We start from the raw sequence: 26,187 nt of genomic DNA on the forward strand, positions 1-26,187 counted from the left end.
TAAAATGCAACTTATGCAGCGCACAATTAAGATCTACATGCTGGTACTGCTGCTCGCCACGGCAGCAATGCCTTCCCTGGCTCAGCAGAATGTTCAGTTCAGCCAGTACATATTTAATGGCCTTAGCGTAAACCCTGCTTATGCGGGATATAAACAGGACTGGTACGTGAATTCCGTCTACCGTCATCAATGGGCGGGTTTTCCCGGTGCTCCGCGAACAGGTGGTGTTTCCGTAGATGGGTTAACAAATGCCAATGATGGTAAAGTGGGCGTAGGAGTGCAGGCCATGTTCGATAAGCTCGGCCCGCAGGAATCACTCAGCCTGTATGCAAATTACGCTTACCGTATTCCGTTGGATGATGAAGATACCCGCAGGCTTTGCTTCGGTATTGGTGCCGGGGTTACGCAGTATGCAATTGACGGCGCTGCCCTGATGTATATGGATAATGATGACCAGGCCATTCCGACAGGCAAGACCAGTACCTGGGTACCGGATGCGCGCTTCGGTGTTTACTATTATACTTCAAAGTTCTATGCGGGCATTTCTGTAATGGACCTGTTTTCACTCTATACAGATGCTACCCGTTTTTCCTGGAAAGGCAATAACTATGCAGCCATCCGCAAAACGCAGCACATTTATTTTACAGCAGGTACCATTGTGCCTTTATCTCCCGAACTGCAACTGAAACCTTCCGTTATGGTGAAAGAAGATTTTAAAGGCCCCACGAGTGTAGACCTCAATGCCTTTCTGCTGATCAATGAACGTTTATGGATAGGTGGTTCCTACCGTACGGATATGAACCTCTGGAATAAAAAGAACCTGGGCAGGGACCTCAGCCCTGTGAACGCCGCAAGTGCCATGATAGAGTTTTATGTGAATGAACAGTTACGGCTTGGATATGCTTACGATATGAACGTGAATAAAATGGCCGGTTACTCCGGCGGATCACATGAGATCTCCATTGGTTTCCTTTTCCCTTCTAAAAAATTCACGCTTACGAACCCTCGTTACTTTTAATCTTAAACCATCCGATCTTGAAGCGATATTACTTACTCATTTTAGTGTCTGCAAGCCTGCGGCTTTCCGCACAGGAACAGAAAAGCGAAGTACGGCTGGCGGATGAAGCATACGCCCGGCAGGAATATGCGGTGGCCGGCAGTCTCTATCAACGTACGATCGAGCATAAAGGCAAACGTGCACCACTGGAATATTTTCTGAAGCTGGCGCACAGCTTTTCGGAAACCGGCAATTACCGCCAGGCGGCGGGGTGGTATGAGCAGATCGTGTTAAGGGCCGATTGCCCTGCAGGCACCTATTTCGATTATGGAGAAGTATTGCGGAACATGGAAGCATATGATTCCGCAAAGGTGCAATATGAGCGCTTCCAGACTTCCAACCCGGATAGTCTTGCGCTGAAAGCGGCTGCACTGAAAGGTTGTGAACTGGCGGTGCAATGGATGGCTCAAACACCTCAGCTCAGCAAACTGGAAGGCATGAAAGAACTGAACACCCCTTATTCAGAGTGGATCAGCGGCGTAGTGAACCAGGGTTTGCTGATCGTAGGGAATGGTTACCGGGGTATGAACCTCAACGATGGATTTGAATCCAAACCAGAAACAGATAAAAGAACTTACCAGCCTTATTATAAAACATACATCTACCAGCAGTATTCACAAGGTAATGCTACCATGTACCTGGAGTCCATGCTGCCGAAAGTATTAAAGAAATACGATTACCACATTGGTCCTGCCTGTTTCAATAGCACAGAGGATACGCTTTATGTAACGGTGAATGAACAATTGCGGCCGGCCGTTACGCAAAAGAAAGGTACCATGAACGGCACGAGGCGCCTGGCCTTGTACCGTGCCGTGAAACAGGATGGCAACTGGTCTTCCCTGGAATTATTGCCTGCTCTGAATATAGAGGGGTACTCATCGAGCCATCCGGTATTGAACCATGATGGTGATCTGCTCTATTTTGTATCTGACCGGCCGGGAGGTTACGGGAAAACAGATATCTGGTATAGCGAAAAACAGCCGGATGGTAGCTGGGGCAAGCCAGTGAACTGCGGCAACCGGTTGAATACAGTAGCTGCCGAAACTTTTCCCACCTTTAATGAAGATGGTGTTATGTACTTCTCCAGCAAAGGGCATCCCGGCATGGGCGGTTATGATATTTACCGGGTAAAAGGAAGCAAAGGAACATGGGAAACCCCGCTTAACCTGCGGAGCCCTTTTAATTCCGGCGCAGATGATATGGGCCTGGTGTTGAAAAGGAATGGGTATGAAGGGTTTTTCTCTTCCAACCGTGCAGGTGGGATGGGGTCTGATGATGTGTATCATTTCCTGGACCCGGCTTATTTCAGCCGGTTGGATGGAAGTAATACCGGCACCACAGGAAGCAATACCACCGCCGGGAACACGAACGGAGGCAATGCCATTACCGGTACTACGAACGGGGGGAATACCACTGCAGGCAACACGAACGGCGGCAATACCACCGCCGGCAATACCCCTGTCAAAAAGCCCCTCAGCCCCGAAGCACTGGAACAGAAAAACGCTATTGAAAAACTCCACTTCCTGTATGACTTTAATAGCGTAGTGCTCTTACCGGAATCCCGCAAAACGCTGGATTATGTATTGGGCATCCTGAAACAACACCCGGACTGGAAACTGATGGTGCTTTCTTTCGCAGACAATCGCGGTACGGAAGACTATAACCTGGACCTTTCCGCCCTGCGCTGTTATGCGGTAATAGATTACCTGGTAGAAAAAGGTATTCCTGCCAAACACTTATATTATAAGAACATGGGAGAGGGCTACCCCGTAAATCCCTGCAAGGACGGCGTTCCCTGCACGGAAGCACAACAAAGAGAAAACAGGAGGTCCGAGCTGAGGATCATTTACTAATAACCTGCAGGATCGCCGCCGGGCAGGCGGCGATCCTGCATAAAACCTTCATTAACAATTCAAAGGAGCCCTGCAATACCAGAATAAACTACATTTGGTGTGCAGGTTCTATGAAAAGATTCATCAAGGCAGCATTAAACGCAGGGCGGCGGCCATCGCAGCCCATTGTGGAGCAAAAGCTGATAAGGTCCCTCAACCTGGGTTGCCTGGTGGCGGTCTTACTGGCTTTTTTGCTCATTATCCTCAACGGCCTCACGGGATATTACATCCTGGCGGTCACTTATTTTGTGTCCATTATTTTCTCCTCCGCCGTTATCGTATTACAGGGCTATGGTCATTACAGAACTGCCCGCTACCTGGCTGTATTTGAAAGTATGGCAGTCTTTTCCTTTGTAGCGCTTGCCTATCATAACAGCGTGGAACTGCTGCTGCTTTTTAATATCCTCACTATTGTATTACTCTTTGATAACCCATGGGAACGTTATTCGCTGGGCATTTTGAACGTGGCATTATTCACCTGTACCCGGTTGTATGTGGATACACATCCTCCGCTGATCAGCGCGCTGCCTTTCCTCCGGGAGATCATGAGCTATGTGGTGGCCTGTACTTTCCTGGGCCTGATCATCGCCAATTATAAAAAGGACCAGCGGCATAACCGGCAATTGCTGGAAAACATGAACAGGCGGCTGAAAGAAAAAGCAGAGACCCTGAAGAACCTCAATGAAACAAAGGAAAAAGTACTGTCCATCCTCTCCCGAGACCTGCGTCAGCCCCTGGCCAGTATGAAATCGCTGGTGGCGCTTTCAGATGATGTAACACCTGCTGAATTTACTTCGTTCACCAAAAAGGTAGAAAACCACCTGGATAACGGACTGCTTAGCCTGGAAAACACCATGCATTGGGCACACTCCCAGATGAAAGGCCAGGAGGCAATACCGGAAGCCTGCAAAGTGAACAGTACCCTGCTGCCATTGAAGGTACGGTTTGAAGAAACCCTGAAAGCAAAGGCCATTACCCTTTTAATGGCGGTGCCGGAAAATGCCAGGGTACATGTAGATCCGGAACATTTCTCCATAATGCTGCGCAACCTGTTATCCAATGCCATTAAATACACACCCCGGGGAGGTATTGTAAGCATCGCCGCAAGGCAAAAGCTCGATCATATGGAGCTGGCCATTACAGATACTGGTATAGGGATAGATCCTGCGCTGATGGAAAGGCTCTTTGACCTGGAATTACATTTCACCTGCTTTGGAACGGAAAATGAACATGGGGTAGGGCTGGGCCTGCTGGTGGTAAAAGAGCTGGCGGAATTAAATAACGGAGCGGTGAAACTTTCCAGCGAACCCGGGAAAGGTACTGTAGTACAGCTAAGCCTTCCCCTCTGTTAAAAGTTGAAACCGGACAGCCCCTGTATCAAAACCGGACACTTTCAGCTGCTTTGCTCCTGTAATCAACTCATAATCAATAGCCACCATAATTGGTATGCTTTTGTGGGAAGAAGGTGATCCATCCCAATAATTTTATTCTTATGCTGAAAAATTACATCAAGGTTGCTTTCAGATATCTCCTGCGCAATAAAGCATTCTCATTTATTAATATCAGCGGCCTGGTATTGGGCATGTCCAGTGCCATGCTGATCCTGTTATGGATACAGTTTGAAGTAAGTTATGATCGCTTTCACCATCACCCGGAACGTTTATATGAAGTCTGGACAAATAATGTTGTAGGAGGAAAAGTAGAGTCAAATATTAATACCCCTGAACTAATGGGGCCTGCTATAGTGTCGGATGTTCCGGAGGCGGAGGCCGTAGCCCGCTTTGGCGGCGGCGGGGTGTTGTTGTTTACATACGGAGAGAAACAGATCAGCGGAAAGGGGAATTGGGTAGATCCCGCTTTCCTGAAGATGTTCAATTTCCCGTTGTTGGAAGGAGATATTAATACCCTTCTGAACGATCCTTTCAGTATAGTGCTTACACAGGCACTGGCGCACAAGTTATTCGGAAACATTTCAGCCCTGGGTAAGTCATTGCGGGTAGGGGCGGAAGAGAATTTTACGGTAACAGGCGTGCTAAAAGACCTTCCCGGCAACTCCATGTTTGATTTTGATTACCTGAACTCTTCCTTGTTGCGCCAGTCCAGGGGATTTACAGATAAAGACTGGACGAATATAAGCCCACGGACCTTTGTACTGCTCAAAGCAAATACTTCTGCTGCTCTTGTGAATGATAAACTGAAAGGCATGATCAGTGCCTATAGTAACAAACGTTCCAGTACGGAAGCATTTTTATACCCTGTAAGCCAGGAATACCTGTACGGGAAATTTGAGAACGGAGTGCCGGTGGGAGGAAGGATCACCAAAGTGCGGACCTTTACCCTGATCGCCCTACTTATTTTGCTGATAGCCTGCATCAATTTCATGAACCTCTCTACTGCACGCAGTGAAAAGCGGGCTAAAGAAGTGGGTGTACGCAAGGTGGCAGGCGCCAATAAAGAAGCCCTGATAGGGCAGTTCCTGGGAGAATCATTACTGATTGCTTTTATCGCAGGTGTACTGGCTATTGTGACTGTGATATTCGTACTGCCTTCATTTAATGCATTGATCAATAAAACGCTGATATTTCACTTTGACCGGCCGGAATGGTGGCTGGCCATCACGGGGTTTATCCTGCTTACAGGTTTCCTGGCAGGTAGTTACCCTGCTTTATTCCTTTCCCGTTTCAGGCCTGCGCAGGTACTGAAGGGCAGTTTTAAGAACGTACACGCCCTGGTTACTCCCAGGAAAGTATTAGTGGTGCTGCAATTTTCTTTTGCCATTGGTTTGATCATCTGTACGATCATTATCCGGCAACAGTTAAAATATGGGCAGAACAGGGAAGTGGGATATGAACGAAGGGACCTGGTATATACATTTATGAAAGGAGAGGTCAATAAAAATTACCAGCTGATAAAGGATGAATTGCTGGATAATGGTTTTGCTTCGGCAGTAACTAAAACCCAGAATCCTATTACACAGATCTGGAGCACAGGGCTTAGCATGCAATGGAAAGGAAAGCCGGAAAACGAAAAGGTGATGGTAAAGCGATATGTTGCTGATGGTGATATGGTAAAAACCTTTGGCATGCAGTTAGTGCAAGGCAGGGACCTGGATGTAAAAACTTATCCGACAGATTCAACGGCCTGCTTAATCAATGAAGCGGCTGTTAAAGCGATGGGCTTTGCCAATCCTCTAGGTGAAATGATCTTTGACGATCCGGTTAAATGGCATGTGGTGGGTGTGGTGAAAGATTTTATCTCCGAATCTCCCTATGAGGCAATTAAGCCATTTATGGTAAAAGGGCCAAAGGAGGGCATGGGTGTTTTGCATATTAAGTTAAGCAACAAATACACAACAGCCGAAGCTTTAGCAGGCGTGGAAGCCGTCTTTAGAAAATATAATCCCCAATATCCGTTCGAATCTTTTTTTGTTGATGAGCAATATGCCAGGAAGTTCGGAGAGCAACAATTCATGACCCGGTTAATAGGATTGTTTTCGGGCCTGGCTATCCTGATCGCCTGCCTTGGTTTACTGGGCCTCACTATATATATGGCAGAGAACAGAACAAAGGAAATTGGCATCCGGAAGGTGATGGGCGCTTCTGTATTCAATATTACATGCCTGTTAACGACGGATTTCATGAAGCTGGTAGTGGTAGCGCTTTTCATCGCTTCTCCGGTGGCCTGGTATTTTATGGACCAGTGGCTGGATAATTATAACTACAGGATCCATATCAGCTGGTGGGTCTTTCTGCTGGCAGGAACGGGCGCCCTCACCGTTGCATTCTTTACTATCAGTGTTCAGACCATCCGTGCTGCCAGTATAAATCCTGTAAGGAGTTTGCGGATAGAATAGGGGCTAAAACGTAATTTCTTTGAACGTCTATCAAATAAACCCCTGAGAAGTTTAAAAAATTACTATTTTAACCTCCTTAAAGTCTACTCTACAGCTCTAAAGCAACTATGATGAGTTCAAATCGCAGAAACTTCCTCCGTCAACTGGCGGTAGGTACAGGAGCCCTCGCAGCAGGGATCCCCACATTCGCTTCTTCCCCCACTGCACCAAGTGACCGGGAATTGAGGCAGGCACTGGACCAGTCCAACAAACAGCAACGTTTTAACATGAGCGGCTACGCGGCGCCGAAGATCGACAAAGTACGTATTGGCTTTATTGGCCAGGGTATGCGCGGTCCGGGTGCTGTACAACGCATGTCTTTCATAGACGGTGTTGAAATTGTAGCCCTGTGTGACCTGTTGCCGGAACGCGCCACTAAATCCAACAAGATAGTGACGAAGTCCGGAAGGCCAGCCGCCAAAGAATATTCCGGTCAGAACGGCTGGAAAGACATGATCAACAACGAAAAGCTGGACCTGGTGTACATCACCACTCCATGGGAACTGCATACGCCTATGGCATTGTATGCAATGGAACATGGCGCCCATGCCGCTTCCGAAGTACCTATCGCTTTAACGCTGGAAGATTGCTGGAAGCTCGTGGAAACATCAGAGCGCACTAAAAAGCATTGTATGATGCTGGAAAACTGCTGCTATGATTTCTTTGAGCTGCTGACCCTCAACATGGCCCGCCAGGGTATGTTTGGTGAGCTGGTACATGCTGAAGGTGCGTACATCCATGATCTGCGCGACCTCAACTTCTCCAAAACCGGTTATCAGAACATGTGGAGGCTCCGCATGAACGGCAAACACAAGGCCAACCTGTATCCCACGCACGGCCTGGGCCCTGTTGCACAATGCCTCAACATCAACCGCGGTGATAAAATGGATTACCTGGTGTCTGTAGCTACGAACGACTTCATGATGAATGAGATCGCGAAGGAAAGAGCAGCGAAGGACGACTTCTATAAAGAGTTCGTGAACCTGCCTTACCGTGGTAACATGAGCACTACCACTATCAAAACCAATAAAGGTAAAACCATCATGATCCAGCATGATGTTACTTCCCCTCGTCCGTATTCCCGCATCCACCTGATCAGTGGTACCAAAGGAGTGGCTTCCAAATGGCCTGATCCTGAGCGTATCGCATTCGGTCACGAATGGATCAAGGAAGAAGAACTGAAAAAGCTCTATGACCAATATACACCTGAGATCATCCGTAAGATAGGTGACCTGGCTAAACAGGTAGGTGGCCATGGTGGCATGGACTTTATGATGGACTGGCGTTTGATCGACTGTTTGCGTAACGGCCTGCCGCTGGACCAGGATGTATATGACGCGGCTGCATGGAGCTGTATTGTTCCATTAACAGAGAAGTCTATCGCCAACCGTGGTAACAGTGTGGATATTCCTGACTTCACCAGAGGTTCCTGGAAAACCAATGCGCCGGTTGAACTGACGCTGAAAGGTGGTGGTACTACAGGTGTGATAGGTGTTGAAAAGAAAGGAGAGTCCAAACAACTGAACGTACATTAATCTTGATACGAACGCGCTGTTTGAGATAAGCAGGCAGCGCGTTCTTTTATTTCTCCAGTTCCCTGATATACTCCCTCGGCGCTCTGCCTGTAATGGTCTTGAATACCCTATTGAAAGTAGCTATACTGTTAAACCCGCTCTGATAAGCAATGGTGGATATATTATCATTGATACTGCCGGATAGTTTCTTGCAGGCTTCGTGGATCCTCACTTCGTTGAGGAAAGTGATGAAGGTAAGGCGGGTATGTTTTTTGAAATACCGGCAGAATGCCTGTGGCGTCATGTTCGCATGTTTGGCGATATCCTCCAGCATAATATCCGTATCGTAATGTTTCATGATGTAATCATAAATGGCGCCGATGCGGATACCTTCCTGGTCGTTCACACTGGAAAGGCGGGAGCCGGAAACCAGTGGTATCAGGTCTTGCAGCGGTTGCAGGAAGCTCAGCAGGTGGATGAAGCTCATGAATTGCTTTGCGCCCTGCGCCTGGTCTAAACGTAACATCATTTCTGACAACTCTGCAACATATTCTTCCGGTACCTTGAACCCGTTCGGGTATTTATGAATGAAGGTGCTGATCTTCTTTAATTCCGTTAATTCAAATACCGTAGCCAGCTTACCATTTGGGTTGAAGAAGAGTGTCAGGGATTCAACGGTATCCTCACTGGCATCACTTTTAAATACATGTGGCTGATTACCGGCGATCCAGAATATTTCGTTGGCCCTGAAGGTTTGCATACTGTTTTCTGCAATGAGCGTACCCCTCCCTTTCAGCACCCAGGTGAGTTGAATTTCATCGTGCCGGTGCAGGTGAGGGTAAAAGAAAGGCAATTGCTCTTTTTGTACGATAATGTTCTTATCGTGGGATACAGGTATTGTGAACTGCAATACTTTCATGAAGCACAATTTAAGCAAATTTTACCCTTATTCAGAAAAACATCCTTTAGATTGATCAAAATATGAGCATAAATGATTAAAAACCGCAGGCAACGCAAAGGGTGATCGCGGTACTTTTGGAAAAAAAGAAATAGATGGCAATTACATGGAAGGGAGTATTTCCCGCACTCACTACTAAGTTCACAGCAGCGGATGAACTGGATCTTACATTATTCAGCAGGAACCTTGATGCGCAGCTGGAAGCTGGTGTGGAGGGAATTATCCTTGGAGGCTCATTAGGAGAGGCCAGCGTGATCACTACGGAAGAAAAGGCCACATTGGTAAAACATGCAGTTAAACAGATAGCCGGCAGGGTACCGGTAGTGATCAATATTGCAGAAGGCGCTACCCGTGAAGCCCTCCGGCAGGCAACCCTGGCAGAAGAATGGGGCGCTTCCGGCCTGATGCTCTTACCCCCGATGCGGTATAAGTCTGATGCACGCGAAACGGTAGAATATTTCCGTACAATTGCCCGCTCCACCAGTTTACCTATCATGTTGTACAATAACCCGGTGGATTATAAAACGGAGATCACGCTGGATATGTTTGAAGAACTGTCTGCCGAAAAGAACATTGAAGCAGTAAAAGAATCCACCCGGGATGTAACGAATGTGATCCGCATGCAGAACCGGTTTGGAGACCGCTTTAAGATCCTTTGCGGTGTAGATACCTTAACGCTGGAAGAATTGGTAACAGGAGCAGACGGGCTCGTTGCGGGGCTTGTATGTGCTTTCCCTGTTGAAACCGTAAAATTATATAAACTGATCAAGGCCGGAAAGATCCAGGAGGCGCTGCCCCTGTACAGATGGTTCATGCCTTTGCTGGAACTGGATATTCATCCCAAGCTGGTACAATATATCAAGCTGGCGGAAACACGTGCGGGCATAGGCAGTGAATATGTAAGAGCACCACGCCTTACGCTGGTAGGAGAAGAAAGGGAACGGATCCTGAAGGTAATTGATCACGCCATTGCAACAAGACCATGAGTGAGATAAATGAGATCATGCAGCAGGCGAAAGCTGCATTTGAAGTGTATAGCAAAACAACACCTGCACAACGTGCGGCTTTCCTGGAGAATATCGCGGAGCAGATAGAAGCTAAACGGGAACAACTCACAACCAAGGCACATGTAGAAACTCATTTGCCTTTACCCCGGCTGAACAATGAAATCACGCGTACTACAAGTCAGTTGAAAATGTTTGCTGCCTATATCACAGAAGGCAGCTGGGTGGCGGCGGCTATTGATAACCAGCCATCCAAACCGGATACCCGTAAGATGCTGATCCCTGTTGGCCCTGTGGTAGTGTTCGGTGCCAGTAATTTTCCCTTTGCTTTTTCAACGGCAGGAGGGGATACGGCGAGTGCTTTAGCTTCCGGTTCCACAGTTGTGGTGAAAGGGCACTCTGCACATGCCGGTACTTCTTTACTGGTATACGCTGCCATACAGGAAGCGATCCGTTTATCCGGCATGCCGGAACATACTTTGCAACATGTGCTGGGCCCGGGTAATACAGCCGGCAAAGAACTGGTGATGCATCCGTTCACTACGGGTGTTGGCTTTACCGGTTCTTATAAGGGAGGTACTGCTTTGATGCAGTATGCAGCAGCAAGAGAAAAACCCATTCCTGTTTTTGCAGAAATGAGCAGTATTAACCCTGTGGTATTATTACCGGATACCTTAACACAAAACGCAGCAGCGCTGGCTAAAAAGCTGGCAGGTTCTGTTACTTTGGGAATGGGGCAGTTCTGTACCAACCCGGGATTGCTGCTGGGTATTAAAAGCCCTGCGCTGGAAACATTCCTGTCTGAATTAGGAGAAGAAGTAAGCCAGGTAACACCACTGCCTATGCTGCATGAAGGAATTCATACCAATTATCAGCAGGGACTAACGGAGATGTTGCCATATGTTGTCTATAAAGGAGAGGGAGAGCCGGCAAGGGCAATTGCTATGGTGAGTGCTAAAGATTTTTTAAACATCCCGCATCTCAGGGAAGAGGTCTTTGGCCCTTTCTCCCTGTTGGTGACCTGCGAAAATAAAGCAGAGCTGAAGAAAGCACTGCAAAGTATTTCAGGCCAGCTGACAGCTACCATCATGGGCACAGATAAAGACCTTGCTGAACACCGGGATATTATTTCCCTGCAAACTTCCCTGGCCGGAAGGGTGATCATCAATGAAGTACCTACCGGTGTGGAAGTGAACAGCAGCATGGTACATGGCGGACCTTTCCCTGCCACTTCCGATGCGCGTTTCACTTCTGTAGGCGCCACTGCCATACAGCGATGGGTGCGGCCGGTTTGCTTCCAGGGTTTCCCGGATGCCCTGCTGCCGGAAGAATTGCAGAACGCCAACCCCCGCGGGATCTGGCGCACGGTGAACAATGAGTGGAAGAATGTATAATTTTATTACTTTAGAAAAATGAAGCCTGCGCGTAAAAAGACCTTTTTCTGTATTGATGCTCATACCTGTGGTAACCCCGTCCGCGTAGTGGCAGGAGGAGGGCCCACCCTCACCGGTAATAACATGAGCGAAAAGCGTCAGCACTTCCTGGAAGAATTTGACTGGATCCGAAAAGGACTGATGTTTGAACCCCGCGGCCATGATATGATGAGCGGCAGTATCCTGTATGCACCACACGATCCGCAGAACGATGTGGCGGTGTTGTTCATTGAAACCAGCGGCTGCCTGCCCATGTGTGGCCATGGCACTATCGGTACCATCACCATCGCTATCGAAGAAGGATTACTGTTACCGAAAACACATGGCACTGTTCGCATGGAAGCCCCGGCAGGACTGGTGAACATTTCTTATACCACCATCGGCAATAAAGTGAAAACGGTGAAGCTCACCAATGTGCCTTCTTTCCTGGAAGCCACAGAACTCACCGTAGATTGCCCGGAGCTGGGTGAGCTGGTGTTTGACGTATCCTATGGCGGTAATTTCTACGCCATCGTAGATGTGCAAAAGAACTTTGCAGGGCTGGAACATTACAGCGCAGATAAATTGATCGCATGGGCAAGAGAGGTCCGTAAAAGGATCAATGAGCAATATACTTTCGTTCATCCTGATGATCCGACTATCAATGGCTGTTCACATGTGTTATGGACAGGTGCTGTATTGGATCCCGCATCCACAGCACGTAATGCCGTGTTCTACGGAGATAAGGCCATAGACCGTTCTCCCTGCGGTACCGGTACTTCTGCCCGCATGGCACAATGGTACGCAAAAGGGAAACTGAAGAAAGGAGATGAATTCATTCATGAAAGCATTATCGGTTCCCGCTTCACCGGCCGCATTGAAGAAGAAACATCTGTAGCCGGGAAACCCGCTATCAGGCCAAGTATTGAAGGATGGGCCAGGGTATATGGATACAATACCATTAGTATTGATCCGGATGATGATCCTTATGCATATGGTTTCCAGGTTTTGTAAGTAATAAACATAAAGCATGAAATGTACTGTTATCGGCGGTGGGATCATTGGCTTAAGCTCCGCTTATTTTCTGCAGGAAAGCGGTTGGGATGTAACGATCATTGATAAAGGCGATCTTTCTGATAATTGCTCCTATGGCAACGCAGGTTATGTATGTCCCAGCCACTTTGTGCCCATGGCTACGCCCGGTATTGTAAAGCAGGGCCTGAAATGGATGCTGAATGCGCAAAGTCCCTTTTATGTAAAGCCAAGGTTGAGCATGGACCTGATAGACTGGGGATTGAAGTTCATCCGCAGCGCCAATGCAGCACATGTGGAAAGAAGCGCCGTGCCTTTGCGCGACATTGCCGTACTCAGTAAAGGATGGTATGAAACATGGCTGCGTCAGCCGGAGTTTGATTTTGCTTATGAACAAAAGGGATTGTTAGATCTCTTCCAGTCGGAAGCCAACGCATTGCATGCACATCATACCGTAGAGAAAGCACTGGAGCTTGGTTTGGATGCGGAGTATCTGAATGCAGAACAGGTGCAGGCTATGGAGCCGCAAACAAAACTGAATATCAGGGGAGCCGTGTATTTCAAATGTGATGCACATCTCTATCCCAATAAACTCATGCATAACCTGCTGGCATATCTAAGGTCAAAAAGCAATGTCACCTTTGTGCCGGGGCAGGAAGTGGAAGGTATTGAAAAGGAACAGGGAAAGATCAAACGGGTGAAAACACGGCAAGGCGTATACGAAACAGATATGCTCGTGATCGCTACCGGTTCCTGGAGCCGCGAAATGGCAGCGCTGGTAGATGTGAAATTACCCATGGCCGCAGGCAGGGGATATTCCATCACTTATGAAGATGCGCCTTATAAACTGAATCATCCTGCCATCCTTATGGAAGGCAGGGTAGCTATCACGCCGATGGACGGGAACAAGATCCGTTTTGGCGGCACCATGGAAATAACCTCCCTGAACGCACCGCCGGATATGAATAGGGTAAAAGGCATCCTGCGCTCTGTGAAGAACTTTTTGCCAGAGTACGATATTCCGCTGCCCCCGAAAGAACAGGTATGGTTCGGGTACCGCCCCTGTTCAGCAGACGGGCTGCCTTACATCGGAAGATTAAAACGCATTGATAATTGCATATTAGCTACCGGGCATTCCATGCTTGGGCTGAGCCTGGGTGCAGGTACGGGAAAGCTCGTCAGCGAGCTGGTGAATGGGCAGGCACTGAGTATGGATATAACCCCTTTTGCACCTGAACGTTTTTAAACCTTTGATCATGAGAAAATCCTTATGCTGTATCTGTTTGTTACTGCTACAGTTTACCACCTATGCACAATCGCAGGATACTGACCTGTACAATCAATCCAGTGAAGTGAACAATATCATGGTGCAGTATTATGCAGACAGAGGTGCCCTGAACCGTTTTTATTTTGTGCGTAACTCACCTGAACGCAGAGAACGGATGACGGTATTACAGGAAGAATATGTAAAACGTTTATCGAAACTGGATTTCTCCAAACTGCCAAACGGCTCTGCCGTAGATTACATATTGTTCCGGCGTGATCTGAAGGACGAACTGTTCCAGCTGGAGCAGGAGCGGAAAGAGTATAAGGATGTACAGCAATGGTTCCCGTTCGCAGACAGATTGTATGCGGTAGAGCGAATGCGCCGCAGGGGAACTGCGCCCGATGCGGAAAAACTCGCAGGCGAATTGAACACCCTGGCGAAAGATGTAATAGCTGCCAAAGCATTGTTGCGGAAAGACAGTGCCATGCCTTTAGCCCTCAGCCGCAGGGCTTCCGGTGTGGCCAGGGGAATGCAGCAGGCCATCAAGAGCACTTTTGATTTTTACAATGGTTACGATCCATTGTTCACCTGGTGGATCCCGGCCCCTTATAAACGATTAGACAGCTTATTGAATGATTATGCCAATGCGCTCAGCAGTAAAGGCAAAAGCGCTGTATCCCAGAAAGATGATGGCAGTGGCATCATCGGTAATCCCATCGGCAGAGAAGAACTGATCCGGCAGTTGCAGGAGGAAATGATCCCCTATACACCGGAAGACCTCATCACCATTGCCAATAAAGAGTTTGCCTGGTGTGATGCGGAAATGCTGAAAGCCTCCCGCGAAATGGGCTTTGGCGATAACTGGAAAGCTGCGATGGAAAAGGTGAAGAACGCTTATGTGCCGCCTTCCAAACAGCCGGAGGCTATGATGAAGTTATATGAGGAATCTGTTGCCTTTATCAAAAAGAACAACCTGATCACCATACCCCCACTGGCAGAAGAAACCTGGCGTATGAGTATGATGGCGCCGGAACGCCAGCTGGTGAGCCCCTTCTTTTTAGGTGGAGAGGAGTTCATTATTTCCTATCCTACCAACACCATGCAGCATGATGATAAAATGATGAGCATGCGGGGCAATAATCCTCATTTCTCCAGGGCTACAGTGCATCATGAATTACTCGCAGGCCATGCCATGCAGCAATTCATGAGTGATCGTTACAGATCTTACCGCCACTTTGATACGCCATTCTGGACGGAAGGCTGGGCATTGTACTGGGAGCGTTTACTTTGGGACCTTAAATTCCCCGTTACCCCGGAAGACCGTATGGGTATGTTGTTCTGGCGCATGCACCGTTGCGCGCGGATCATCTTTTCCCTCAGTTATCATACTAATAAATGGACGCCGCAACAGTGCATAGATTTCCTGGTGGACCGTGTGAATCATGAAAGGGCAAATGCAGAAGGAGAGGTGCGCCGTTCTTTTACAGGTGGTTATGGCCCCTTGTACCAGATCGCTTATATGATCGGTGGTTTGCAGTTTGAAGCGCTGAAGAAGGAATTAGTGGATAGTGGTAAGATGACGTACCAGCAGTTCCATGATGCCATTATCCGGGAGAATTCCATGCCGGTGGAAATGGTAAGGGCTATATTGCTGAAGCAAACTTTGAAGAAGGATTTTACAACGAACTGGAAGTTCTACAAACTATAAGATCAATAACCTGCAAAAGAAAGGGCCGTATCATTCCTGGTACAGCCCTTTTCTATCTAATTTATTTACAAACTTTAACCGCATCATTCGCCGGATAACTAAATGTATTCACCAGGTTCCAGCGTGCCTTATAGATCTTTAATCCCTTTTGGCTGAATACCGGTTTACCTTTTGCATCCAGCACCTCATTGGACCACCAGGATTCATTGGGTTGCAGTACAATAACCGGGTAACCTGCCGGGCCGGATGATACACTCTTTATTTTACTTTGGGGTACATCCGCTCTTGTGATCTTCTTCGTGGCGATATCAAACTGGTACACGCCTTCATTATTCGTCAGCCATAAAGCGTCTTTTCCATAAACAGGGAAAAGATCATGTGCTTCTGTGCCTTCAAGACGAATGGAATCTTTCAGTACCAGATCTGGTTGTGAACAATTGAAATTATAGGTGAAAGATTTCAACTGGCTCAGCCCCGCAGACCATAACAGCTGGCGTTTGTTGTCCCATACCGCATTGTGCCCGAATTCAATGAATACCTTTTTGGTATATACATTCTCCGGGAAATGGAGGGTATCCACTTTAAATAACATCAGGAAATTTCCGTGGCTGGAAGCTGCAACAATATTTCCATCCGGTAACAGCTCCGCGGAGTGAGTATTGCCACCTGCATAGGCGTAGAACACGGTTTTCTTATCTGCGATACGGATCAATGCCACACCGCCGCCGGAAGCTACCGTGAGGATGTATTTCCCGTTGTACACCAGTTTAGCATCGCTGATACTGGAAAACCATTTGGCATGCTCCGGCTTTACGTTGGAAGATGCGGGTTTCCATTCCCAGGTGATTTTCTTCGTATGGATATCAGCAATGGCTACACGGTGTTCTGATTGTTCAGAAAGTATAATGCTGGTATCCGGTTGGGCAATTATGCTGCCGATGATCATCAATGCACTTATCATGGCAGCATAGTTACAAATTTTTCTTTTGAAATAAAAGAAGGGGAAACGTTTGGGAACGCTTCCCCTGTATTAAATCTAAGTTAACTCGACTTTTTAGCCTTCTTCAATTCCTCTTCCAGTTTGGCCCGTTCGCTTTCCAGTTTCTTCTGTTTCTTTGCATGTTCCTCAGCAGCCTTATGTGCCTTCTCCAGTTTAGCTTCTTTTTCTGCGATCTCCAGCTGCTGTTCATTATATGTGGCAACTTCTGCAGCAAAATCATTGAGGAATTGTTTCATCTTTTCCATGGTAGCGGCATCAGAGCTGCTGCTTACAAAATTGTCGTACCCCTTTGCAGTGACCAGGGATACGATCGTGCTTTTCTTTTTGCTCTCTACCTTTACATACACATCCAGTTTTTCCGATGAAACTTCCGGCCAGCTTGCTCCTTTGTAAGTAAAGAAACCCTGCTGCTTTCGTTGTTTCCCTAATCCTGCTTTTTCTAATTTAATGGTTAATGCCTGCGCTACGATCTCCTCCGGGTAATCATACGTGGCAATTGCTGCGCTGCTTTCAGCTTTCATGATCTTTACAGTTCCCTCCGATGCATTTTGTGCTTTCAAGAGCATGGGGATGATGGCCATAGCAGCCATTGCAATTAGTGCTTTTTTCATGGGTTAAATGCTTTTATCGGAACAGTATATTCCAAATCTATACCAACATTATAAAAACCATTAACATATATAGTTTTGGTATAGTGCATTAAATAATATTATGTGTGGAAACAACAGTAATGATGCGGCACACAGGCTATTACCCATGAAAAAAGCACTCAAAAAAATCTACCAGAATTTTGCATACAAGGCCGTCAGGATCATTAATGTTAATACAATCAGAACGATGGTGGAGGGCTTGAGTTTAAACATCTCCTTATCCAGCTCAAAGGCTTTTGGATTTACCTTCGGCCCTGCGAGACTGAGCAACACCATCACGATCATAGTGAAGAGGAAAGATAAACCCATACAGATGAGAAAAGGGATCACAAAGCCACCCTTGCCATCAGGATACGCCGTATAGAAGAAGGTGTTGGTGCCAAACATAGGTACCGCGAAACTGTTGAAGAAAACAGAGAGCAGGAATCCCGTAAGTACACCCGCAATGGCGGCTACCCCGGTAGTTCTTTTCCAGAACATACCCAGTATGAACATGGCAAATACACCCGGACTGATAAACCCGGTATATTTCTGGATAAAGGTAAATCCTCCTTCACCCCCTATGCCCAGCAGGTCCTCCCAGGTGAAGATCACGGCAATGAGCATCGCCAGCCAGATAGTAGCCCTGCCAACCCATACCAGCTTCTTCTCATTCGCGTCTTTATCAAAGTATTTCTTATAGATGTCCAGTGTGAAAATAGTAGAGATGCTATTTGCTTTGCCAGCCAGCGAAGCCACAATGGCAGCTGTTAATGCGGCGATAGATAAACCTTTCAGCCCGTTGGGAAGAAAGCCCAGGATGGCGGAATACGCCCCATCTTTGCTGCCGCCTTCCAGTTGCGGAAGATGGCCGTTCTTATATAACACATACGCGGCAACACCCGGCAGCCAAACGATCAGGGGCATCATCAGTTTCAGGAAACCTGCAAAGAGGATACCTGTGCGGGCTGTTTCCAGGTCAGCGCCCAGCGCGCGTTGTGTGATGTATTGATTGCAACCCCAGTAATTGAGGTTCACGATCCACTGGCCCGCAAAATACATGGCGATGCCGGGAAGGATCACATACCGGTCTATTTCCAGCTGGGAGGAAGCGGCAGTTGGTTTAGGCAGGATCATTTTAAAATGTTCCGGCGCATCTTTCATCATCACTTTAAAACCCGCAAGGGCATCACTGCCCAGGCCGAACTTTTCAGATACCATCGTGAGGGCAAGATAGGTAGTGGCCAGCCCGCCGATGATCAGTACCGCCACCTGTATCACATCCGTATACCCGATCACTTTCATCCCACCGAGTGTGATGATCAGTGCAAAGATGGCCAGTCCTAACATAATGGCGTGCAGGTATTCCCCGCCTGCCAGTCCATTGATGGCCACGGCGCCGAGGTAGAGGATAGAAGTAAGGTTTACGAACACATAGAGGAACAACCAGAACACCGCCATGATCAGCGCTACCGTTTCATTATACCGCATTTTCAGGAATTGCGGCATAGTGTAGATCTTGTTCTTCAGGTAAATGGGAATGAACCATATTGCAATAATGATCAGTGCAACGGCAGCGATCCATTCATAAGCGGCTACGGCTATACCTACAAAAAATCCTTCTCCGCTCATGCCAATGAATTGCTCCGCCGAAATATTGGAGGCGATCAGGGAGGCGCCGATGGCCCACCAGGTTAGGGAACCTTCTGCGAGGAAGAAGTCTTTTGTGTTCAGGGAAGCCTTTTGCTTTCTGCGGTATATCCAATATCCAAAGGAAGCAATAAGTATGAAATAGGTGATAAACACAAGATAGTCTGATAATGCGAGGTGATTGTTCATAACGTGTTGGCTGATTATTATTTTGGATTGATCATGTAAGCCGCTTCATTCCATCGTAATTCATTTTTCAGTTGCCGGAGTTGTGTATGTTTATCGATCAGCACACATTCAATGTTCGCGATCTCCGCAAAATCTTCCAGCTGTGCGGAAGTTAAATTCTGGCTGTAACAGGTATGATGCGCACCGCCTGCAAGGATCCATGCGGTACAACCTGTTTTCATGTCCGGATAAGGTTTCCAGAGCACGCGTGCCACTGGTAGTTTGGGTAGATTATGCATGGGTTTAACCGCCATCACTTCATTGACAATCAGGCGGAAGCGGTTGCCCATATCTACGATAGAAGCATTCAGGGCAGGGCCTGCTGCTGCATTGAACACCAGGCGTACAGGATCTGATTTGCCGCCGATGCCGAGAGGATGTATTTCACAGGAAGGCTGCCCGTCTGCAATGGATTCGCAGATCTCCAGCATGTGTGAGCCCAGTACCATGGAATTATCCGGGTTGAAATGATAGGTGTAATCTTCCATGAAGGAATTACCACCCGGCAGGCCGCTGCCCATTACTTTCATGGCGCGTACCAATGCTGCCGTTTTCCAGTCTCCTTCTCCTGCAAAGCCATAACCCTTTGCCATGAGGCGTTGTGCGGCAATACCCGGTAATTGCTGCATGCCATGAAGGTCTTCAAATGTGTCTGTAAAACCTTTGAAATTCCCGTCTTCCAGGAATGCCTGCAAACCTATTTCGATGCGTGCAGCTTCGCGTAGTGCAGCATGCTGTTCATTGCCTTTACGTAAGGCGCCTGCCAATGCATAACGGTCTTCGTATTCTTTTACGAGTACATCAATGGCATGCGTACTCACAGCATCTATCACTTTGGTGAGATCGCCAATGCCATGTGTATTTACAGAATAACCGAATTTGTATTCTGCTTCTACTTTATCGCCGTCTGTTACCGCAACAAAACGCATGTTATCGCCGAAACGTACAAAACGGGCGCCCTGCCAGTCGTGCCAGCCTGCCGCAGTACGTGTCCATTGATTGATCTCTTTGATCACTTCAGGGTCCTGCCAGTGACCTGCCACTACTTTCCTGTTCATGCGCAGGCGGCTTACCATAAAACCAAATTCCCTGTCGCCATGCGCACTCTGGTTGAGGTTCATAAAATCCATGTCTATGGTACTCCATGGAATATCGCGGTTGAATTGCGTGTGCAGGTGCAATAAAGGTTTTTGCAATGCCTTCAGTCCGCCTATCCACATTTTAGCAGGGGAGAAGGTATGCATCCATGCTATGAGCCCTATCACCTTTTTGGTGCTATTGGCTTCCACGATGAGGTGGCTGATCTCCTCCGTTGATTTCAGTGTAGGTTTCCAAACGATGGATACCGGTATTTCCGGTGAATCGTTCAGCGCCGCCGCGATGATCTTAGCGTGTTCCGCTACCTGCAATAATGTTTCTTCTCCATATAGATGCTGACTTCCGGTCACAAACCATACTTCCAGTTGCTTAAGTTCACTCATGTTTAAAGTTTATTGGCCGTAATAGGAATCCGGACCATGTTTTCGTTCATAATGTTTTTTGATCAGTGCTTCCTTTAAGCGCGGAGCATCCAGGCGGATCTGTTGCGTAAGGAATGCCATGTGCGCAATGTTTTCCAGTACTGCGCTGTTGTATACGGCTTTCTCCGCTGTTTTGCCCCAGGTAAAGGGAGCGTGATTGCCCACCAGGATCATTTCCACTTCTTCATAGTTCATACCTCTTTCTTCCAGTGCCTGCATGATCTGGAAACCGGTCTGGTATTCATAATTTCCGGCTATCATTTCATCAGACATAGGCGCTGCGCAGGGAATGTCTGCCGTAGTATGATCTGCATGTGTAGTGCCGTAGATGGGAATATCTTGTAAGGTTTGTGCCCATGCTGTGGCATAGAGGGAATGTGTATGCACAATGCCTTCAATGTTCTTCCAGTGTTTATATAATACAGCGTGTGTGCGGGTATCAGAAGAAGGCCGGAGGTCACCTTCAATGGTATTGCCTTCAAAATCCACGATCACCATGTTCTCTGCTGTGAGTTCCGCATACGGCACACCGCTGGGTTTAATGGCAAATACGCCAAGTGCCTGGTCTGCAGCGCTCACATTGCCGAAAGTAAAAAGCACGAGGTCCAGTGCCGGTAATTGCATATTGGCGGCATAGGCGGTTTCTTTCAGTTGCTGGTATTTACTTTTCATACGGTTTGTTGTTCGATGAAATTTCCCAATGCCTGGTATTGCTGATAACGTTTTGCATAGATGGCAGCATGTGCGGGATTGGGTTGGTAAGTAATGTCGAAGCCCTGCCCCATGGCCTGCATGGCATCTTCTACTTTATTGTAGATCCCTGCTACGGTAGCGGCAAACATGGCTGCACCGGCTGCGCAGGTTTGATCTGAACGGTGAATGCGTAATGGCATATTCATCACGTCTGCCATGATCTGCATGATCTGCGGCGATTTTCTTGCTACGCCTCCCATGCCTATCAGGCCCTTTACAGGAATACCCTCCTGGCTGAACCTGTCTGCGATGGCTTTCGCGCCAAAGCAGGTGGATTCAATAATGGAACGAAAGATCTGCGGGGCGCTGCTGGCAAGGTCTACGCCTGTAATGGCACCTTTGAGCAATTGATTCGCATCCGGTGTGCGTCTGCCATTCAGCCAATCCAGTGCTATACCTGTATGTTCTTCAGGAGGTATTAGTGCTGCCTGTTTAGTAAGTTCCGGTATGAGTTGATCAATGAGGGACTGTTTGAAGTGTATGAGTGGCCAGCTGAGCAGGTCCCTGAACCATGCATAGGCATCCCCGAAAGAACTCTGGCCTGCTTCCATACCCATCATGCCGGGGATCACGGAACCGGGTACCTGTCCGCAGATCCCTTTCACGAGTTTGCCTGCTACCTCTTCCATCGGTGCTACCAGCATATCGCAGGTGGATGTACCCATTACTTTACTGAGATGATAAGGTTCTATCTGGCCGCCTACTGCTCCCATGTGTGCATCAAATGCTCCGGTGCCTACCAGTACTTCCGTAGAAAGGCCAAGGCGTTCTGCCCATGCGGGAGAAAGATGCCCTGCGGCTTTATCCGCCGTATAGGTCTGCGAAAACAGGCGGGAGGTATAACAGTTCAGCAGAGGGTCCAGCGAAGAAAAGAATTCATTCGGGGGCAGGCCGTTAAACTCCGCAGCCCACAATGCTTTGTGTCCTGCGCTGCAGGTACCGCGTTTCATTTGAGAGATATGTGTACCGCCTGTAAGGAGGAAAGGTATCCAGTCGCAATGTTCCACCCAGGAATGGCAGGCGCTGCGTACCTGTTCATCTGCTCTTAGAACATGCAGGAGTTTGGCCCAGAACCATTCGGAGGAATAAATACCGCCTACAAACTGCAGGTAGTTTACAGGGAAGGTAGCAGCATGCGCATTGATCTGTGCGGCCTCTTTGGTAGCCGTATGATCTTTCCACAATACAAACATGGCATTGGGGTTCTGCTCAAACCCCGGCGTTAAAGCCAGGGGGGTACCACTTTCATCCACTGCTACCGGTGTAGAGCCGGTTGTATCTACAGAAATGGCGCGTACGGCCCGGGCAGCTGCCGGCCCGGCCAGTTTTAAACAGGTACGGATGGTATGTTCCAGGCCTTCCTGGTAGTCCAGCGGATGCTGCCGGAAACGGTTCCTGGCGGCATCACAATACAAACCATCCTTCCAGCGCGGATAATAGAATACTGCGGCGGAGATCTCCTCCCCGGTATGGGCATTTACAAGAATGGAGCGGACGGAATCTGTGCCATAATCTACCCCTATTACATAAGAATCTTTCATGTGGAATTATTATTGTCAATGCGACACTTAAGTAAAGTAGCAAAAAAATTCCCATCTTTTCCATTATCTGGAAAAAAAATTAATTGAGATTGTTGGGATTTGGAATAAAATTCAGGAAGGCATTGAATTTCGTCTGATATTTGCGCTTATCCAGTTTGTAGTAAAAAGCGCCTCTTTTTGAACTTAAACGTTCCTTGTCCTTCTGTTTTATTAATAGTCCGGTTGACAATACTTTCCGGGAGAAGTTCCTTTTGTCCATCAGGGAGCCATAGATCCCTTCATACAGGCTTTGGAGTTGGGGGAGGGTAAATTTCTCCGGCAGCATCTCAAATACAATGGGGTGGAAGGCTGCTTTGTAGCGCAGTTTTTCCTTGGCCATTTCCACCATATCCCGGTGGTCGAAGATCAGGGATGGCAGCTTTTTCAGCGGGAACCATTCAGAATGGAAGTCGTTATTGATCTGTTTTTTATACTCATTGATATCTATCAGGCTGGTGTAAACTACGGATACTGTTCTTTCAATGGGATCGCGTTCTACTTCCCCGAAGGCATGCAGTTGTTCCATGTATACATCCTTCAACCCTGTCAGTTCGTGCAGGATGCGGGCAGCGGCATTATCCAACGTTTCCTTTGGCTGTACGAATCCGCCCATGAGGCTCCAGCGGCCCTGCTCAGGTTCAAATCCTCTTTTTATCAGTAATAGTTTTAATTCTGTTCCATCGAATCCGAAAATGATGCAATCAACCGCTAACAGCATTTTGTTCTTTCCTGAATAATGAGATATTTTCACTGGTGCTCTTTTAATCCTGTGGTTAATATTGTTTTGTTTTTGATCATCCGTACTCCGTATAAAGGTCCCGCGCTGTTTTGCGGCTTAGGGAGGAATTTAAGGGTTACGGTGGTTTTTCCTTTGGTCAGTTCCTCGGGAATTTTGTAGCTAATATCGTAAAACTTGCTGGCTTTATACTTATTTAGGTCTTCTGTGGCAATGGTTACCCCGTTTACCTGTATGTCGAATATCCGGCCCCGGTTATCCATACCCCAGTAACTGCATATAATAGTATTACCTCCCTCAGGCTGTACTTTCATGTTAAAAGAGAAGAAACCTCCCGGCGCAGCCATCCGCCATTTCTTTCCATGCTCCTCTTCTGTATGCAGTTTTTCCCCTGTAAGATCATGGTCGCGCTCCGGCTGCATTTCCCCGGGCCGCAGGATATCCAGCGTGAGGTCTTCCAGTTCCCTTGCCTCTTTTTTGTGTGCCTCATACACTTTTTGCTGTTCCGCCCAGGCAGCAGGACTGAACACATCCCAGTACACACTATAGTATTGATCTTTAGTATCGTGGAAAGGCACCATCCGGATCCCTGTTCCTTTTGTTACGAAAGAGGCATCCATCCAGCTGGCCGGGTTGGCCTGGTCTGTTACAAAAACAGGCACACCTTTTACGGGGTCCGGTTCTTTTTCTCCCAGCAGGCCGGCCAGTAAAGTTGGGCCATAAAAGATAGCCCTGCGGTCAGGATTGTCCGGCATGGATTCCGTATAAAGGGTTTGCGGGTAATTGAGTTTGATCACATCCCCGTTCTGCCATTTTTGTTGCAGTACGAGGTAGCCATTGGCATCAGGGCTGAGGGTTTGTTCTTTGTTGTTGATTAAAACTTTCACAGATTGCCCGGTCCAATGCGGTTTGCGAATGCGGATAGGGAAGGAACCGGATCCTTTAATAGTAAGCCTTACATCCGGCAGGGTAGTTTCCTGCCTGATCTTTACTCCCCGTTCTTTCCAATCCAGGGTGGAGGGTATAAAGAGGTTTACATATAAACTTCCGTCTTCGCCGCGGGCATAGATACTTTCTCCATACTTCACATGATTTTCCATCCCTGAACCTACACAGCAGGTGAAAGAATGCCAGGGGTTACTGTATTCTTTGGTACCTCCCATACGCAGGGACACGAAATAACATACCATCCCGGATTCATGTTGCTGGGAGGCGAGTATATGATTGTACAGTGCCTTTTCGTAATAATCCATATAGGCAGCATCCGGCTTCAGCGCAAATAAATGGCGCGTGAGCTTCAGCATATTATAAGTATTGCAGGTTTCTGTGGTATTGTCTGTAAGTGTTTCACTCAGCTTATCTGCCGGGCCGAAGTATTCATAATTACTGTTGCCGCCTGTGGCATAGGAATGATGTTTGGTAACGGTGTTCCAGAAAAAGTGCGCAATGTCCGCATCTTTTTTGTCGAGGTTCAGCTCATGCCGGCGAATGCCCCCGATCACTTTAGGGATCTGGGTATTGGAGTGTTTGCCGGGGAGGATGTCTATCCCTGCCGCCAGGGAATCCAGTATGCGGGTATCGTAGAATTTGTAACTGAGGTCCAGGTATTTTTTATTGCCGGTTAAAGCCCAGGTGTTCACCAGGGTTTCGCTCATGCCGCCATATTCGCAGAACAGCATCTTTTGCAATTGCTCATGGTTGAGGTTTTGGATGATGGTGCCTGCCCAGTTAGCAATGCCTTCATTGATCTGCAGGGCTTTTTTGTTGCTGCAATACAAATTGGCATCCAGCAAACCGGCCATGATCTTATGCACCGTATACCAGGGTGCCCATGCGCCATTCAGGTCAAATCCCCGGGTACGGATATTCCCGGCTGCCACTTCTGCCCACATACTGTCTTCATTGGGGATGGCACCAACATATCCCCCGCGCCTGCAAAGTTCCAGTTCATCCACGATATAATTGACACGATGCAGGAAGGCAGTATCGCCGGAAGCGGCATACTGCATGGCGCAGGCAGAAAGATAGTGCCCCAGTGAATGACCTGCGAGCCCTGATGACTCCCAGCCCCCGTATTTCTCTCCTTTGGGAGTAAGGCCTGCATGTGCACGGAAATCAGACAGGAGCCTGTCCGGTTCTATCTGTAAAAGGTATTTGGCTTCCGCCTGCATGGCCGTATAAAAAGGGCCTTCCAGTAAACGAACATCCGCCAGGTTAAATGCATAGGCCCGGATGTTTGCCTGCAAAGGCATTTTGATGCGGGCATCTTTCCATTCCGGTACCAGGGATTGCGCAAATGCTGTTATACTGCTCAACAACAATAGTACGGCGATCAACAGTTTATTCATATGAATA

The 26,187-nt window shown here is 47.8% G+C and carries 19 protein-coding genes; 10 read left to right on the forward strand and 9 right to left on the reverse strand.

Features of this window, described 5'->3' with window-relative positions; genetic code table 11:
- The first annotated feature begins 13 nt into the window (after positions 1 to 13).
- From BUR42_RS02630 to BUR42_RS02650, 5 genes are all read left to right on the forward strand, one after another.
- Positions 14 to 1,018 carry a PorP/SprF family type IX secretion system membrane protein gene (locus tag BUR42_RS02630; protein ID WP_074237629.1) on the forward strand — a complete coding sequence of 335 codons (1,005 nt, stop codon included), beginning with the start codon at positions 14 to 16 and terminating at the stop codon, positions 1,016 to 1,018.
- A gap of 17 nt (positions 1,019 to 1,035) precedes the next feature.
- Positions 1,036 to 2,910, forward strand: a complete 1,875-nt coding sequence (locus BUR42_RS02635) for an OmpA family protein (protein ID WP_143197312.1) — start codon at positions 1,036 to 1,038, stop codon at positions 2,908 to 2,910.
- Between the two features lie 110 nt (positions 2,911 to 3,020).
- Complete coding sequence (locus BUR42_RS02640; RefSeq protein WP_074237632.1) at positions 3,021 to 4,301, forward strand: sensor histidine kinase; 1,281 nt, start codon at positions 3,021 to 3,023, stop codon at positions 4,299 to 4,301.
- A gap of 140 nt (positions 4,302 to 4,441) precedes the next feature.
- Positions 4,442 to 6,802, forward strand: coding sequence for an ABC transporter permease (locus BUR42_RS02645; protein ID WP_074237633.1), 2,361 nt, complete (start codon positions 4,442 to 4,444; stop codon positions 6,800 to 6,802).
- A gap of 110 nt (positions 6,803 to 6,912) precedes the next feature.
- Positions 6,913 to 8,376, forward strand: coding sequence for a Gfo/Idh/MocA family protein (locus tag BUR42_RS02650; protein WP_074237635.1), 1,464 nt, complete (start codon positions 6,913 to 6,915; stop codon positions 8,374 to 8,376).
- A 46-nt stretch (positions 8,377 to 8,422) separates the two neighbouring features.
- On the opposite strand, the gene BUR42_RS02655 is transcribed toward BUR42_RS02650, so the two are convergent.
- Positions 8,423 to 9,274, reverse strand: coding sequence for an AraC family transcriptional regulator (locus BUR42_RS02655; RefSeq protein WP_074237637.1), 852 nt, complete (start codon positions 9,272 to 9,274; stop codon positions 8,423 to 8,425).
- A 134-nt stretch (positions 9,275 to 9,408) separates the two neighbouring features.
- On the opposite strand from BUR42_RS02655, the gene BUR42_RS02660 reads away from it, so the two are divergent.
- From BUR42_RS02660 to BUR42_RS02680, 5 genes are read left to right on the forward strand one after another with little or no spacing between them, the layout of a single operon-like run.
- Positions 9,409 to 10,299 (forward strand): dihydrodipicolinate synthase family protein, encoded by an 891-nt coding sequence (locus BUR42_RS02660; protein WP_200798204.1) that lies wholly within the window; start codon positions 9,409 to 9,411, stop codon positions 10,297 to 10,299.
- Entirely contained in the window at positions 10,296 to 11,711 is a 1,416-nt protein-coding gene (locus tag BUR42_RS02665) for an aldehyde dehydrogenase (NADP(+)) (RefSeq protein ID WP_074237639.1), read from the forward strand. The genes BUR42_RS02660 and BUR42_RS02665 overlap by 4 nt, the downstream gene beginning before the upstream one ends.
- An 18-nt stretch (positions 11,712 to 11,729) precedes the next feature.
- Positions 11,730 to 12,743, forward strand: coding sequence for a 4-hydroxyproline epimerase (locus BUR42_RS02670; RefSeq protein WP_074237640.1), 1,014 nt, complete (start codon positions 11,730 to 11,732; stop codon positions 12,741 to 12,743).
- A 16-nt stretch (positions 12,744 to 12,759) separates the two neighbouring features.
- On the forward strand, positions 12,760 to 14,007 hold the full coding sequence (locus BUR42_RS02675; RefSeq protein WP_074237642.1) for an NAD(P)/FAD-dependent oxidoreductase: 1,248 nt from the start codon (positions 12,760 to 12,762) through the stop codon (positions 14,005 to 14,007).
- A 10-nt stretch (positions 14,008 to 14,017) separates the two neighbouring features.
- Positions 14,018 to 15,736, forward strand: a complete 1,719-nt coding sequence (locus BUR42_RS02680) for a DUF885 family protein (protein WP_074237644.1) — start codon at positions 14,018 to 14,020, stop codon at positions 15,734 to 15,736.
- Between the two features lie 61 nt (positions 15,737 to 15,797).
- On the opposite strand, the gene BUR42_RS02685 is transcribed toward BUR42_RS02680, so the two are convergent.
- The 8 genes from BUR42_RS02685 to BUR42_RS02720 all read right to left on the reverse strand — a co-directional run bounded on the left by BUR42_RS02685 (position 15,798) and on the right by BUR42_RS02720 (position 26,180).
- Positions 15,798 to 16,697 (reverse strand): DUF6528 family protein, encoded by a 900-nt coding sequence (locus BUR42_RS02685; protein WP_074237646.1) that lies wholly within the window; start codon positions 16,695 to 16,697, stop codon positions 15,798 to 15,800.
- An 80-nt stretch (positions 16,698 to 16,777) separates the two neighbouring features.
- A complete protein-coding gene (locus BUR42_RS02690) occupies positions 16,778 to 17,347 on the reverse strand; it encodes a hypothetical protein (RefSeq protein ID WP_143197313.1) in 570 nt (189 codons plus the stop codon).
- Between the two features lie 168 nt (positions 17,348 to 17,515).
- Positions 17,516 to 19,204, reverse strand: coding sequence for a sodium:solute symporter family transporter (locus tag BUR42_RS02695; protein WP_074237648.1), 1,689 nt, complete (start codon positions 19,202 to 19,204; stop codon positions 17,516 to 17,518).
- 17 nt (positions 19,205 to 19,221) lie between these two features.
- The gene (araA, locus tag BUR42_RS02700; protein WP_074237650.1) at positions 19,222 to 20,724 is read right to left on the reverse strand and encodes an L-arabinose isomerase; all 1,503 of its coding nucleotides are present in this window, start codon (positions 20,722 to 20,724) and stop codon (positions 19,222 to 19,224) included.
- 9 nt (positions 20,725 to 20,733) lie between these two features.
- On the reverse strand, positions 20,734 to 21,435 hold the full coding sequence (gene araD / locus BUR42_RS02705; protein ID WP_074237651.1) for an L-ribulose-5-phosphate 4-epimerase AraD: 702 nt from the start codon (positions 21,433 to 21,435) through the stop codon (positions 20,734 to 20,736).
- Positions 21,432 to 23,057, reverse strand: a complete 1,626-nt coding sequence (locus BUR42_RS02710) for a ribulokinase (RefSeq protein WP_074237653.1) — start codon at positions 23,055 to 23,057, stop codon at positions 21,432 to 21,434. Before BUR42_RS02710 ends, araD begins: the two co-directional genes overlap by 4 nt.
- 79 nt (positions 23,058 to 23,136) lie before the next feature.
- On the reverse strand, positions 23,137 to 23,847 hold the full coding sequence (locus BUR42_RS02715) for an NUDIX hydrolase (protein WP_317044459.1): 711 nt from the start codon (positions 23,845 to 23,847) through the stop codon (positions 23,137 to 23,139).
- A complete protein-coding gene (locus BUR42_RS02720; RefSeq protein ID WP_074237660.1) occupies positions 23,844 to 26,180 on the reverse strand; it encodes a glycoside hydrolase family 127 protein in 2,337 nt (778 codons plus the stop codon). The genes BUR42_RS02715 and BUR42_RS02720 overlap by 4 nt, the downstream gene beginning before the upstream one ends.
- Positions 26,181 to 26,187 lie beyond the last annotated feature (7 nt).

The organism is Chitinophaga niabensis, from assembly GCF_900129465.1.
In the GTDB taxonomy this organism is placed as follows: Bacteria; Bacteroidota; Bacteroidia; order Chitinophagales; family Chitinophagaceae; genus Chitinophaga; species Chitinophaga niabensis.

Coding starts and splice junctions, on each gene's coding strand:
- BUR42_RS02630 (WP_074237629.1), top strand. CDS start 14: ATGCAGCGCACAATTAAGATCTACATGCTGGTACTGCTGCTCGCCACG.
- BUR42_RS02640 (WP_074237632.1), top strand. CDS start 3,021: ATGAAAAGATTCATCAAGGCAGCATTAAACGCAGGGCGGCGGCCATCG.
- BUR42_RS02645 (WP_074237633.1), top strand. CDS start 4,442: ATGCTGAAAAATTACATCAAGGTTGCTTTCAGATATCTCCTGCGCAAT.
- BUR42_RS02650 (WP_074237635.1), top strand. CDS start 6,913: ATGAGTTCAAATCGCAGAAACTTCCTCCGTCAACTGGCGGTAGGTACA.
- BUR42_RS02655 (WP_074237637.1), bottom strand. CDS start 9,274: ATGAAAGTATTGCAGTTCACAATACCTGTATCCCACGATAAGAACATT.
- BUR42_RS02660 (WP_200798204.1), top strand. CDS start 9,409: ATGGCAATTACATGGAAGGGAGTATTTCCCGCACTCACTACTAAGTTC.
- BUR42_RS02665 (WP_074237639.1), top strand. CDS start 10,296: ATGAGTGAGATAAATGAGATCATGCAGCAGGCGAAAGCTGCATTTGAA.
- BUR42_RS02670 (WP_074237640.1), top strand. CDS start 11,730: ATGAAGCCTGCGCGTAAAAAGACCTTTTTCTGTATTGATGCTCATACC.
- BUR42_RS02675 (WP_074237642.1), top strand. CDS start 12,760: ATGAAATGTACTGTTATCGGCGGTGGGATCATTGGCTTAAGCTCCGCT.
- BUR42_RS02680 (WP_074237644.1), top strand. CDS start 14,018: ATGAGAAAATCCTTATGCTGTATCTGTTTGTTACTGCTACAGTTTACC.
- BUR42_RS02685 (WP_074237646.1), bottom strand. CDS start 16,697: ATGATAAGTGCATTGATGATCATCGGCAGCATAATTGCCCAACCGGAT.
- BUR42_RS02690 (WP_143197313.1), bottom strand. CDS start 17,347: ATGAAAAAAGCACTAATTGCAATGGCTGCTATGGCCATCATCCCCATG.
- BUR42_RS02695 (WP_074237648.1), bottom strand. CDS start 19,204: ATGAACAATCACCTCGCATTATCAGACTATCTTGTGTTTATCACCTAT.
- araA (WP_074237650.1), bottom strand. CDS start 20,724: ATGAGTGAACTTAAGCAACTGGAAGTATGGTTTGTGACCGGAAGTCAG.
- araD (WP_074237651.1), bottom strand. CDS start 21,435: ATGAAAAGTAAATACCAGCAACTGAAAGAAACCGCCTATGCCGCCAAT.
- BUR42_RS02710 (WP_074237653.1), bottom strand. CDS start 23,057: ATGAAAGATTCTTATGTAATAGGGGTAGATTATGGCACAGATTCCGTC.
- BUR42_RS02720 (WP_074237660.1), bottom strand. CDS start 26,180: ATGAATAAACTGTTGATCGCCGTACTATTGTTGTTGAGCAGTATAACA.